The 11792-nt window shown below is 61.7% G+C and carries 10 protein-coding genes; 5 read left to right on the forward strand and 5 right to left on the reverse strand.

All coding sequences use genetic code 11. The annotated features are described in order from the left end of the window. Positions 1-117: 117 nt before the first annotated feature. From CKW23_RS16330 to CKW23_RS16350, 5 genes are read left to right on the forward strand one after another with little or no spacing between them, the layout of a single operon-like run. Entirely contained in the window at positions 118-1716 is a 1599-nt protein-coding gene (locus tag CKW23_RS16330) for an ABC transporter substrate-binding protein (RefSeq protein ID WP_236249416.1), read from the forward strand. Further along, positions 1713-2705, forward strand: a complete 993-nt coding sequence (locus tag CKW23_RS16335) for an ABC transporter permease (RefSeq protein ID WP_038400406.1) — start codon at positions 1713-1715, stop codon at positions 2703-2705. The genes CKW23_RS16330 and CKW23_RS16335 overlap by 4 nt, the downstream gene beginning before the upstream one ends. Beyond that, on the forward strand, positions 2702-3565 hold the full coding sequence (locus CKW23_RS16340; RefSeq protein WP_095067972.1) for an ABC transporter permease: 864 nt from the start codon (positions 2702-2704) through the stop codon (positions 3563-3565). The genes CKW23_RS16335 and CKW23_RS16340 overlap by 4 nt, the downstream gene beginning before the upstream one ends. Further along, positions 3562-5271, forward strand: a complete 1710-nt coding sequence (locus tag CKW23_RS16345) for an ABC transporter ATP-binding protein (RefSeq protein WP_025260223.1) — start codon at positions 3562-3564, stop codon at positions 5269-5271. Before CKW23_RS16340 ends, CKW23_RS16345 begins: the two co-directional genes overlap by 4 nt. Positions 5272-5285: 14 nt before the next feature. Then, the gene (locus tag CKW23_RS16350) at positions 5286-6497 is read left to right on the forward strand and encodes an acyl-CoA dehydrogenase family protein (RefSeq protein WP_025260222.1); all 1212 of its coding nucleotides are present in this window, start codon (positions 5286-5288) and stop codon (positions 6495-6497) included. Between the two features lie 72 nt (positions 6498-6569). On the opposite strand, the gene CKW23_RS16355 is transcribed toward CKW23_RS16350, so the two are convergent. The 5 genes from CKW23_RS16355 to CKW23_RS16380 form a co-directional block, all read right to left on the reverse strand. Then, entirely contained in the window at positions 6570-7277 is a 708-nt protein-coding gene (locus CKW23_RS16355) for an ABC transporter ATP-binding protein (RefSeq protein WP_025260221.1), read from the reverse strand. A 29-nt stretch (positions 7278-7306) separates the two neighbouring features. Then, the gene (locus CKW23_RS16360; protein ID WP_095067973.1) at positions 7307-8149 is read right to left on the reverse strand and encodes an ABC transporter permease; all 843 of its coding nucleotides are present in this window, start codon (positions 8147-8149) and stop codon (positions 7307-7309) included. Next, complete coding sequence (locus tag CKW23_RS16365) at positions 8149-9075, reverse strand: aliphatic sulfonate ABC transporter substrate-binding protein (RefSeq protein WP_176767554.1); 927 nt, start codon at positions 9073-9075, stop codon at positions 8149-8151. Before CKW23_RS16365 ends, CKW23_RS16360 begins: the two co-directional genes overlap by 1 nt. A 261-nt stretch (positions 9076-9336) precedes the next feature. After that, the gene (locus CKW23_RS16370; protein WP_025260218.1) at positions 9337-10524 is read right to left on the reverse strand and encodes an acyl-CoA dehydrogenase family protein; all 1188 of its coding nucleotides are present in this window, start codon (positions 10522-10524) and stop codon (positions 9337-9339) included. A 354-nt stretch (positions 10525-10878) separates the two neighbouring features. Further along, positions 10879-11673, reverse strand: a complete 795-nt coding sequence (locus CKW23_RS16380) for a helix-turn-helix transcriptional regulator (protein ID WP_025260217.1) — start codon at positions 11671-11673, stop codon at positions 10879-10881. Positions 11674-11792: the final 119 nt, after the last annotated feature.

The following is an 11792-nucleotide window of genomic DNA, read 5'->3' on the forward strand; positions in this document are numbered from 1 at the left end:
CACGGGACCTGCAATACCCCGGTAACCGCCTATGCAAAGCCATCGGACCTGTCATCCCCGGGAGCGATCTTGAAATTCGATATCCGTCCTTTTATCCCTTTATTTGCCGCCTCGACATTGGCCCTGGCGTTGACTGGCTGTGAGCGTGCCGAGAACGTCGCGACCCAGAGCGATCAGCCGGTGCATGGCGGTACGCTGGTATACGCCACTGACCGCGAGCCCACCTGTCTCGACCCTCATGTGGCGGGCGACATGCCCCAGGTGTTCGTCGCCCAGCAGTATCTGGACTCGCTGGTGTCCATGGACAGCGAAGGCCGGATCGGTCCCTGGCTGGCAAAGAGCTGGGAAGTCTCGGCCGATGGCCTGCGCTACACCTTCCATTTGCGCAATGACGTGCATTTCACTGACGGCACGCCATTCAACGCGGCAGCCCTGAAGGCCAACCTCGAACACATTACCAACCCCAAGACCCAGTCCAGCACCGCCGGTGGCTACATTCGCCAGTACCGCAGCACCGAGGTCGTGGATGACTACACCGCCATCGTGCATCTGGCTACGCCTTATGCCGCGTTTCTGGAAGTACTGGCCCAGGGTTTCCTGGGCATTCAGTCGCCCACGGCGCTGGCCCGCAGCCGCGATGCCAACTGCGAAAGCCCGGTGGGCAGCGGGCCGTTCAAGGTGGTCAAGTGGGAGCGGCAGAGCCACGTCCAGCTGGCCCGTAATCCCGACTACAACTGGGCACCGCCCACGGCTCGCCATCAGGGGCCGGCTTATCTGGAAGGTATTGTCTGGAAATTCATCCAGGAGCCTTCGGTACGCTTTGCCTCGCTGCAGGCCGGTGAAGTGGACGTGATCGAGGCTTTGCCACCGGAGTCCCATGAAGCGGCGCGGCGCAATCCTGACTTGAAACTGATCATCTCCCAGCGTCCGGGCAACCCTACCAATGGCACCTTCAACATTCGTCGCGCGCCCTTCGACGATTTGCGGGTGCGCGAGGCATTTGTGCGTAGCGCCGATGTCGAGGGCGCGCTCAAGAGTGTCTATTTCGGCGAGTTTCAAAGGGCGGGCGGTCCGCTGAGTGTGGCGACGCCGTTCTACAGCCCCGACTTCGAGCGTGTTCAGGACTACGACCCGGCCCGCGCCGACCGATTACTCGACGAGGCAGGCTGGACCGGTCGTGACGCCGAGGGTTATCGCACCAAAGACGGCAAGCGTCTGCGGGCTGTCGTGCTGATCGGCTCACGTACGCCACCGTCGGAGGTGACCTTGTGGGAGCAGGTCCAGGCGACGACCCGTCAGGTCGGCATCGATCTGGTGATGGAACAGATGAGCGACGTGCAGTCCACGGCGCGTCAGGCCGCCTGGGATTACGACATCCGCATCGGCTACTGGAACACCAATACCCCCGATGTGCTGCGGATCATTTTCAGTTCTGCGTTTGTACAGCCTGCCGGGGTTGGTGGCTATCACCAGAACACCGCCGGTTATGCCGATCCCGGATTCGACGCGCTGATCGAAAGCGCTCTGGCCACTCAGGACCCCGAACAGCGCCGCACGATTTATTACGAAGCCCAGAAGCAGATCGCTGCGCAATACCTGGAGCTGACCACTTATCCGCAAAGCACCCGGTTGGGCATCTACAAGACCGCACACGGGGTGCGCCTGGAGCCGTCGCTGGCGGTGACTTATCTCTATGACTCATGGGTGACGAAATGAGTGCAAGCGCAACGTCTCTGGATGCGGTTGATCCGCGTCGCCAACGCCTGACTGCTCTCGGGCGCCGTGCTGCCATTCGTCTGGCGGGCGGCGTGCTGGTGCTGTGGGCCGTGGCAACCCTGACTTTTTTTGCCCTGCGCTTGATGCCGGGCGATCCGGTACTGGCCATTCTCGGTGGCCCGAGCGGCAACCCGACAGCCGAAACCATCGAAGCCACGCGCCAGGAATACGGCCTCGACAAGCCGTTGCCGGTTCAATATGCGGTCTATCTGGGCCGCTTGCTACAGGGGGATCTGGGTAACTCCTATTCCCAGCATCAGCCGGTGACCCGCGTGCTGGCCGAGCAGGGCGGTGCGACGCTGGAACTGACCCTGGCCTCACTGGCGCTGGCCTGGGTGCTGGTCCTGTTGTTGACGGTCATCACTTCCGGGCGCGGGCGACTGATCGGTGGCGCTGCGTCATTCGTTGAAACCCTGAGTGCCGCCTTGCCGCATTTCTGGCTTGGGGTAGTGCTGCTGGCCGTATTTGCCTTTGGTCTGCGCTGGTTTCCACCGGCGGGTAGCGACAGCCTGGCAAGTCTGGTGCTGCCTGCGTTCTCTCTGGCCATTCCGCTGGCGGGCTTCATTGCTCAGGTCACCCGTGAGTCCCTTGAAATGACACTCGATCAACCTTTCGTGCTGACAGCCCGCACCCGGGGGTTGAGCGATCTGGCGGTGCGCTTCAAACACGCCTTGCGCCATGCGCTGCTGCCGGGCGTGTCGCTTTCCGGCTGGGCTATCGGTGCGTTGATCAGTGGTGCGGTGGTCTGCGAGGTGATCTTTTCCCGTAAGGGGGTCGGTCGCCAGTTGTATCAGGCAGTACAGGCCCAGGACTTGCCCTTGGTGATCGGCATCAGCCTGGTGGTGGCTGCCGGCTATGTACTGGCCAATATTCTGGTGGACCTGCTTTATCAATGGATTGACCCACGGCAACAGGAGCCGAACTCATGAGCGACCTGACTCTTGATCAGACCTTCGGCCCGCTGCACCGTCAACGGCGTTTGCACCTTCCACCTTTGGGCGCAAGCCTGGCGTTGCTGTTTCTTGCCGCGCTGATACTGGCGGCACTGGCACCGCAGTTGTTCACCCGCATCGATCCACTGGCCATCGTGCCTCGCGAGGCGTTTCAGGCGCCGGGCTGGGCGCACTGGCTGGGAACCGATCAGTCAGGGCGTGACATTTTTGCCCGGATTGTCTATGGCACCCGCGAGAGTCTGTTTATCGGTGTGGCCGCCACGGCACTGGCGATGAGCATTGCCATTGCCCTCGGGCTGCTGGGCGGCCTGGGTGGTGCGCGGGTTGATCGCTGGGTGGGCTGGCTGCTGGAAGTGCTGTTTGCCTTTCCGAGCCTGGTGCTTGCCTTGTTGTTTGTGACGGTATTCGGCAGCGGCATCGGCCCGTTGATTGTTGCCACCGGGCTGGGGGCTGCGCCCGGTTATGCCCGAATGGTTCGCGGTCAGGTTCTGGCCGTGCGCAATGCCGGCTATATCGAAGCGGCGCGGGCGCTGGGGCATCCGACTTCGCGCATCGTGCTGCGCCAGTTGCTGCCCAATGCCATGCGCCCATTGGTGGTGACCCTGACCATGGGCGTTGGTCAGGCGATTGTCTGGGCTTCGGCACTGAGCTTTCTCGGTATGGGCGCGCAACCGCCAGCGCCCGAGTGGGGAACCATGTTGTCCATGGGCCGTGACTTTATCGCCAATGCCTGGTGGCTCACGTTCTTTCCGGGCCTGTTCATTGTGTTGACCACGTTGTCTACCACCGTGACCGGCCGCTATATCCAACAACGTCTGGAGGGTAGCCTGCCATGAGTGACAAGACCTTGATTGTCGAAGGCCTGAGCATCGCCTTTGAAGGCCGCAACGTGGTGCGGGACTTGTCCTTTACGCTGGCACCCGGACGTTGTGTGGCGCTGGTGGGCGAGTCCGGTTCCGGCAAGAGCGTCAGTGCTCGCAGTCTGGTGGGCCTGGCGGGCAGTCGCGCTGAAGTGGCGGCGCGGCGGCTGAGTTTTGGTGAGCACGATCTGCTGGCTCTCAGCGAGCGTCAGTGGCGGGGCGTGCGTGGCAAGGACATCGGCTTTGTCCTTCAAGATGCGCTGGTGTCCCTCGATCCGTTGCGTCCGGTGGGCAAGGAAATCCTCGAAGTGCTGGAAACCCATGGTTTCGGCAATCGGCAGCAGCGTGGCGCACGTGTGCTGGAGTTGCTGGAGCGGGTTGGTGTGCCAGATGTTGCGTTACGCGCCCGCCAACGCTCCGGGCAGTTGTCCGGTGGCTTGCGCCAGCGGGCGTTGATTGCCAGCGCCCTGGCCATGGACCCTGCGCTGGTGATTGCCGACGAGCCCACTACCGCGCTGGACGCCACGGTGCAGGCACAGATTCTTGAAGTCTTCCAGCAGATCAAGGCCCGTGGCGCTTCCTTGCTGATCATCAGCCATGACCTGGCGGTGGTGGCGCAACTGGCGGATGACGTGGTGGTGTTGCGCCATGGCGAAGTGGTCGAGCAAGGGCCGATGCTGCAAGTCTTGAGCAAGCCGCAACATCCTTACACACGTGAGTTGCTGGCCGCCGTGCCGTCCGAACACCCTCGCGGGAGTCGCTTGTCTGGAGTGACACGCCCGACATCGCCCGTCAAAAGTGGCGAAGCGGGGCACGTGTTGTTGCAGGCTCAAGGCTTGGGCAAGCGTTATCTGGGGCCTGATGGCCAGCTTCGTCAGGTGGTACAGGACGTCGGTTTCGAGCTGCGCGCCGGGCAGACCCTGGGCATTGTAGGCGAGTCCGGTTCGGGAAAGACCACGGTAGCCCGCATTGCCCTTGGCCTGTTGCAACCCGATGCCGGGCAAGTGCTGTACCGCGGCCACCCCTGGAACCTGCCTGGCAATGCCATCGATGAAAAACGGCGGCGGCCACTACGGCGTGAAATCAGCGTTATCTATCAGGACCCCCTCGGCTCCTTCGATCCTCGCTGGAACGTGATGCAAATCCTTGATGATGCATTGCATGTTGCGGGCGTCGAGGTAAGCCAGCGTCCGGCGCGGATTACCCATCTGCTGGGGCAGGTGCGATTGCCGCCAGAGCTGGCCCTGCGACGTCCTTTGCAGTTGTCCGGTGGCCAGCGTCAGCGTGTGGCCATTGCCCGAGCGATTGCCAGCGAACCGAAGCTGATCATCTGCGACGAACCGGTGTCGGCGCTGGATGTTTCGGTACAGGCACAAGTGCTGGATCTGCTGGCCGATCTGCAACAGGAACTGGGGCTGGCCTATCTATTCATTTCCCACGACCTGGGGGTGATTCGTCACGTCAGCGACAACGTGCTGGTGATGCGCCACGGCCAGGTCGTCGAGCTGGCTCCGGCGGAGCAGCTTTTCACTCGGCCCGCCCATGAATACACCCAGCGTTTGCTCGGTTCGGTGCCGTGCCTGCCCGGGAGCGGCGCGGAACTGGTGGTACCGCCGCTGGACCCGGAACACGAAGCTTTCGACGTGTTCGATGAATCACGTCTCTGGAAAATCGCCATCTAGGCTGAGGACTGCCCATGACCACGTTTCAACGTTTTACCCCGCAGCCGCCTGCTGCCAGCGTCAGCGAACTGCAAGCCCGCATCACTGCGCTGCTGCCAGCCATCGGCGCCGGTGCGGCACAGCGTGAACGCGAGCGGCAATTGCCTTTCAAGGCCATCGCCCAGCTTGCTGCTGCCGGTGTGTATACCGTGCGTATCCCTAAAAGCCATGGCGGCCCTGGCGGCAGCGTACGGGATGTCATCGAACTGCTGTTGCGCATCGCTTCGGTGGACTCAAACGTCGCCCAGGCCCTGCGCCCCGGTCTTGCCTTTGTCGAAGGGCTGCTGGTTTCCACAACTGAAGATGCCGAGGCCGAGCGCCAGCGCTGGTTTGCCCGTTACCTTGAGGGCGCGGTAATCGGCAATGCCGGTTGGGAACTGGGTGGAGCCAATGGGGCGATTGCTGCACGGCTGGTGCGCGAAGGAGATCATTACCGGGTCAATGGCAGCAAGTTCTACAGCACCGGTGCATTGTTTGCCGACTGGGTCAGCGCGGTGGCGCTGGATGAAGACGAGCAGCCGGTGTCGTTCATTCTGCCTCGTGATCGCGAAGGCTTGGTGCTGCTGGATGACTTCGATGCCATGGGCCAGCGTCTGACGGCCAGTGGCACGACTCATCTGCAGAACGTGAGGGTCGAGGCCAGCGATATTCGTACCCGCACGGTGGAAGAGGGCAAGCGCACTATCGTCACGCCGTTCCTGCAACTGTTCCTGGGCACGGTGCAGGCCGGTATCGCACGTAATGCACTGGACGACGCGATCCGTTTTGCCAGGGAGCATGCACGGCCGATCAAGCACAGCAGCGCCAGTCGTTCGGTGGACGATCCCTATGTGGAATTGGCCGTGGGCGATATTTCCGCTCGGGCCTACGCTGCCGAAGCACTGGTGCTCAAAGCCGCGGAAGCCATCGATCGGGCCTGGGCTGCGCAACGGGCGCATGCAGACGTCGAACAGGCTGCCGTGGAAGTCGCGCAGGCGCAGTATCTGGTCGCTGAACTTGCGCTCAAGGCTGCTGAAACCTTGTTTGATGTGGGCGGGGCATCGACGACAGGCCGCAGCCATAACCTTGATCGCCATTGGCGCAATGCACGCACCGTGGCCAACCATAATCCGCGACACTGGAAAGCAGCAGTGGTGGGAGCCTGGCAGCTCAAGGGCACAGAGCCGCCGACCTCAGGGTTGTTTTGAGTTTTAATACCCCGTCGCGGCCAAGGCCCCTCCCTCATAATCCGTTGGAGGGGCCTTGGCCGCGACGTAATATCAAATCACCCGCGCATCATGCAGTGACTCCAGCGCCTGGCTGCGCAGCTTTGCCAGGGTTTCGTCTCTGCGGTCGCGGGGGTAGGTGAGAGGGACGGTCAGTTCCCTGATGACGGTGCCGGGGCGGTTGCCGATCACCAGCACCCGATGGCTCAGGTACAGCGCTTCATCGACATCGTGGGTCACGACCAGCAGGCCAATATGGTGACGTTGGGCCAGATCCAGTAGCAGGTCCTGGAGCTTGAAGCGAGTGAAGGCATCGACCGCACTGAAGGGTTCGTCCAGCAACAGAAGCTGCGGCTGGCCGTAAAGCCCGCGGGCAATGGCCACGCGCTGGGCCATGCCGCCCGATAACGCCTTGGGCAGCGCGTCGGCAAAGCCAGTCAGGCCGACTTCGTCAATCAGGCGGGTGACCCGGGCGCGGTCGTAATCCTTGTCCTGACTGAAGCCGATATTCTCGGCAACCGTCAGCCAGGGCATCAACCGTGGCTCCTGAAACACGAAACCCACCTCGTCGGGACGCTTGCGCAACTGTCCGCGAAAGTCCTGATCCAGTTGTGCAACCAGACGCAACAGCGTGCTTTTGCCGCAGCCGCTTGGGCCGAGCAGGCTGACGATTTCCCCCGGTTGCAGACGCAACTCAAGCTGACCGAGCACGGCGGTATCACCGAAAGCCTTGTGCTCGACATGCAGGTCCAGCAGATGCATCTGATCTGCCGTCGTGTGATGAAGCTGAGTCATGGTCGGGCTCCAGAGTCTGCGCCGTCGAAGGTGTCACGCCAGGCCAGCCAGCGTTTTTCCAGGCCAGCCAGCAGGCCGTCGCTGATTTTACCGAGCAGCGCCAGAACAATGATTGCCGCCAGCACCAGGTCTGGCCGAGACGTTTCCCGGCCATCGCTGAGCAGATAACCCAGGCCACGAGTGGCTGCGATCAGTTCGGCGGCGACCAGGAACATCCAGCTCAGGCTCAGGGCGCTGCGCAGGCCGGTGAACACACCCGGAAAAGCGGCAGGCAAGAGAATCCGCCGGGCCAGGCGCGTGCGGCTGAAACCATACATGCGCCCGACTTCCACCAGCTTGCGGTCGATATTGCGAATCGCTGCGACCCCGTTGAGGTACACGGGGAAGAACGCACCGATGGCAATCAGCGTGACCTTGGAGGTTTCACCAATTCCCAGCCACAGCAGCAAGAGTGGGACCCATGCCAGGCTTGGGATCGCCCGCAGGCTGGCGAAGGTCGGCTCCAGCCAGGCCTCGGCCTCGCGGCTGAGCCCTACCCAGGCGGCAAACAGCAACCCGAGTGCGGAGCCGATAAAGAAACCGGCCAGCACCCGTGACAGGCTCGCCCCGATGTGTTTCCACAACGCGCCATCGGCGAGCTGGAACAGGGTCTGCGCCACCTCGCTGGGAGCGGGCATCTGGTAGGAAGCGATCCAGCCCAGGCGCACCACGGTTTCAAGTAGCAGGATGATCGCCAGCGGCAAGGCCAGGCCTTTGGCCCGACGTCGCCACTGGAGCGCACGGCTGGCCGGGCGCTCTGCCGGACTAGCCCCGGCCAGGGCTTTGCTGGAAGTGCTCATCACTCAATACTGGCCTTGCCAAAGGACGGATCGATCAGTTGATCGATGACCTGATTGACATCGACACCGCGCTTGACCAGTTCTTCGGACACCAGAATCGGTGCGGCAGCCTTGGAGGCGGTTATATCCTTGTCGGTCAGTTGAGGCGCAGACAAGTCAGTACGGGTCAGTTGCAGCTTGGCAACATCCAGCGGCAGCTTGGACTCGTCAGCCAGCAGTTTGGCGAACTCTTCCGGATGGGCGATGGCCCAGTGACGTGCCTGTTCGTAGGCCTTGATCACGGCAGTGATGGTTTGTGGATGGGCCTTGGCGAAGGCCTCGGTTACGCTGATTACGCCATAGCTGTTGAAGTCCTTGTTGCGGTACAGCAGGCGCGAACCGGCCTGCAATTCGCTGGCGGCCATGTGCGGGTCAAGACCGGCCCAGGCGTCGACATCGCCTTTCTCCAGCGCGGTGCGTCCGTCCGGATGCTGGAGGTGCAGGAGTTCCACGTCATTCTTTTCCAGGCCCGCCTTGGCCAGTGAGCGCAGGGTGAACAGATACGGGTCTGTGCCCTTGGTCGCGGCGATCTTCTTCCCTTTAAGATCGGTCACGCTCTTGAGGGGCGAGTCCTTGCGCACCACCAATGCCGTCCATTCGGCACGGCTGTAGACATACACCGATTTGATCGGGCTGCCATTGGCCCGTGCCAGCACCGCCGAGAGGCTGGCCGACGATCCGAAGTCGGCGCCACCGCTGTTCAGGTACTCCAGCGAGCGGTTGCTGCCCTGGCTGAACACCCAGCTGACTTTTGAGTTCGGCAACGCCTTTTCGACCCACCCGAAGTGCTTGAGCACCAGGCTGACAGGCGAGTAGTAGGCGTAATCCAGACGCACTTCCTCAGGCGCATTTTCGGCGCGGGCCGACGGGTTCAGGGCCAGTGCCATCAGGCCTGAGCAGGCCAGAAGCTTCAGAGAGCGAGGGAGGCGGGGCAAGGCCAGATCAATCAGACGCATCGCGTGGTATCCAGTCAGGGTTGGGAAGTCATGACGCGATTGCAGGTGTCATGCCATATGCTGCAGGCCACGGCCCGTGGACGTTACACGCAATCTGGGCTGAAACGGGGCTGTGCAGCCGAAGGCATAATGCTGAACAACTGTTGCCTGGCGGACAGTTGCGGCTTCCACCACCACTCGCAGAGCTCTCGCTCAGGAATAAAAGGTCGGTGTCGGACGCTTGCCGTTCAAGGCCCAGTCGCCCAGCTCGTGCAGCTTGTAATCCAGCGGATCGTGCAGGGTCTGGGTGCGCAGGTTGCGCCAGAAACGGTCCAGTCGCAGGGCAGCATGTGTGGCCCTGGCACCGGTCACTTCAAACAGTCGGCTGCACAGATCCAGACCTGTGCGAGTCGCTGCGACCTTGGCGCTGCTGATGGACAGTGCCAGGTGAGCACGTTCTTCGCTGCTCAGGTCCGGTCCCTTGTTCCAGGCTTCGTCCAGTTGTATGCAGGCGCGCTCCACCAGGGCACGCACACCTTCAAGAGCCGCCCAGAATTCGCCGTAATGGCGCAAGACATAAGGATCTTCGCTGATGTCCCGGGTCAGGGAGGTGAACCACGGGCGACTTTCCTTGAGGGTGTACTGCCGGGCTTCCTCGAAGGCACCTTCGCTGATGCCCAGGAACAGGTTGGTGAAGTGCAACTGGGCAATCAGCGGACGCAGGCAGGCAAACGGGGTGCTCAGCGGGCCCGGATCGAGCAGCAGTTCCGATTCTTCGATACGCACCCGCTCGAAGGTTGCGCTGCCGCTGTCGGTCTGACGCTGGCCCATGTTGTCCCAGTCGTCGTGCAGGGTAATGCCGGTGCGACCGCTGGGAATCGCGGCAATCACCAGCTTGCCACCGGCATTCTCATCCACCGCCGACGCGATGAGCATTTCCGAGTCGCTGGCCCCGGAGCAGAAACTCTTGCGCCCGGAAAACTCACGCCAGCCGTCAAAGGTCTTCATCACGGTTCGGGTGTCCAGAGGGTTCAGCGCGTTACCCCAGAACCAGTTCTGCCGGGCTGTCTGCTCGAACCACGGGTGCCATTGCTCGGGGCTGGCAAACAACCGGACCGTGGCCAGCATCAGGTGGTGGAAGCCGAAGACATGGGCAATGGAACTGTCGACCCTGGCGAACTCACGTACCACGTCGAAGGTTTCCTGCCAGTTGGCACCCAGGCCACCAAAGCGGGTCGGGATACTCAGGGCCAGTAGCCCGCTGCGGCGCAGGGCATCGCGTTCGGCCAGTGGCGTTCCACCGTTCTTGTCGCGTTCGGCAGCGTTACTGGCGAAATCCGTCGCCAGATTGCGGGCCAGTAACAGAGGTGAAGCGAAGGAAGCGGACAGAGGAGAGGTCACAGGCATCCTCCTGCGCAGACAGACTCAAGCCCGTTGTCTGGCAGCATCGGGCAGGCTGTCGGGATAAAAGGGAGAGAGGCCCCACCTGAAACAGCGATGACCTTCAATAGTCCACTCATGTTCGATTCCTTTGTGATGAGGCTCCGTGATCAGAGCTGCATCGCTCAGGTGGCAAGTCCTGTGCCAGAGTGTAATGGGCTGATTTATATGGGGTTTATGAATGGAGGTGCAGTGGCGATGTTGTTTGAGGGCGTGCTCTGTTGTTCAGGTGTTGGCGGGGCAACAGTGGCTGTTTGATGTGGAGATTGCCCAGTGAGAGCGGATCGGGCGGCGCTCCCACTGGGTATTAGTGAATCAGGCCCCCGCCATCCACCTTGCCAAGCCATGCCGTCCACTGATGCCCAGCTTCACAGTGGCTCGCTTGAGGTAGGTTTCCACCGAGCTGGCCTTGACTCGCAGTCGTTGCGCCATCTCCGGCACGGTGCCCCCGGTCAGCAGGCCGAGGCAGACTTCCTGTTCGCGTGCAGACAAAATGATGGCATCCTGTGCCAGGCGACCGCTGAAAGCCTGGTGCATCGAGGCGGCTTCTGCTTCCTGCTCGGGTTCGACACGTGCCGTGCTTGCTACGCGAGTGACGGGTTGCGCGAGAAGTTGTGCATGGTGCTCGACCAGCGGCAGCAGTGTGTCGGACAGGCTCTTGAGCAGTGACAACTCGCTCAGTGAGAACGGTCGCAAGGTCGGCAGGCGATAGAAGCAGATGATCCATCGCTGCTCACCACGGCTCGAAACCAGATTGCACTGGTGAATCGTGTACTGCGGATTCTGCGTGTTCGAGGGGACCTTGAGCTGGATCAGCAGTGGTGCGTCCATCTGCATGACATTCTGCAGGAGTGGCGGACGCTGACTGTTGGTCGTCGGGAAGTCGTATTGCAGGCCGGCATTGCCGAGGTTGTTGGTCTGGCTGATGCAAGCCTGTGGGGCATCCAGGACCCACTCATTGAGATCAAGGCCGTGGACCGGGACCAATGCATCGACAAGTTGCAGCATCTGTCTGGCAAAGGCGTTGCTGCCGGTGCTGGAAATAAGCTGGCCCAGATGCTGATAAAAACGAGGGTCGTGACTGTGCTCAAGAGAGGTTGTCAGTTTCATACTTCTATCTTCCCTGATTCTGACCGTACTGATTAATAGTGGCCGATTCCTTATGTTGACGCCTGAATAATGACGCTGACGATGGTCTTATTCAATCCCAAGGGTTTGTACTGTGTCTG

The sequence above is a fragment of the Pseudomonas sp. Irchel 3A18 genome (genome assembly GCF_900187465.1).
Lineage (GTDB): Bacteria > Pseudomonadota > Gammaproteobacteria > Pseudomonadales > Pseudomonadaceae > Aquipseudomonas > Aquipseudomonas cichorii.

What these genes read in the sequence shown, in the direction of transcription:
- CKW23_RS16350 (WP_025260222.1), top strand. Translation starts at nt 5,286, where the DNA reads ATGACCACGTTTCAACGTTTTACCCCGCAGCCGCCTGCTGCCAGCGTC.
- CKW23_RS16365 (WP_176767554.1), bottom strand. Translation starts at nt 9,075, where the DNA reads ATGGCACTGGCCCTGAACCCGTCGGCCCGCGCCGAAAATGCGCCTGAG.
- CKW23_RS16380 (WP_025260217.1), bottom strand. Translation starts at nt 11,673, where the DNA reads ATGAAACTGACAACCTCTCTTGAGCACAGTCACGACCCTCGTTTTTAT.
- CKW23_RS16360 (WP_095067973.1), bottom strand. Translation starts at nt 8,149, where the DNA reads ATGAGCACTTCCAGCAAAGCCCTGGCCGGGGCTAGTCCGGCAGAGCGC.
- CKW23_RS16355 (WP_025260221.1), bottom strand. Translation starts at nt 7,277, where the DNA reads ATGCATCTGCTGGACCTGCATGTCGAGCACAAGGCTTTCGGTGATACC.
- CKW23_RS16345 (WP_025260223.1), top strand. Translation starts at nt 3,562, where the DNA reads ATGAGTGACAAGACCTTGATTGTCGAAGGCCTGAGCATCGCCTTTGAA.
- CKW23_RS16340 (WP_095067972.1), top strand. Translation starts at nt 2,702, where the DNA reads ATGAGCGACCTGACTCTTGATCAGACCTTCGGCCCGCTGCACCGTCAA.
- CKW23_RS16335 (WP_038400406.1), top strand. Translation starts at nt 1,713, where the DNA reads ATGAGTGCAAGCGCAACGTCTCTGGATGCGGTTGATCCGCGTCGCCAA.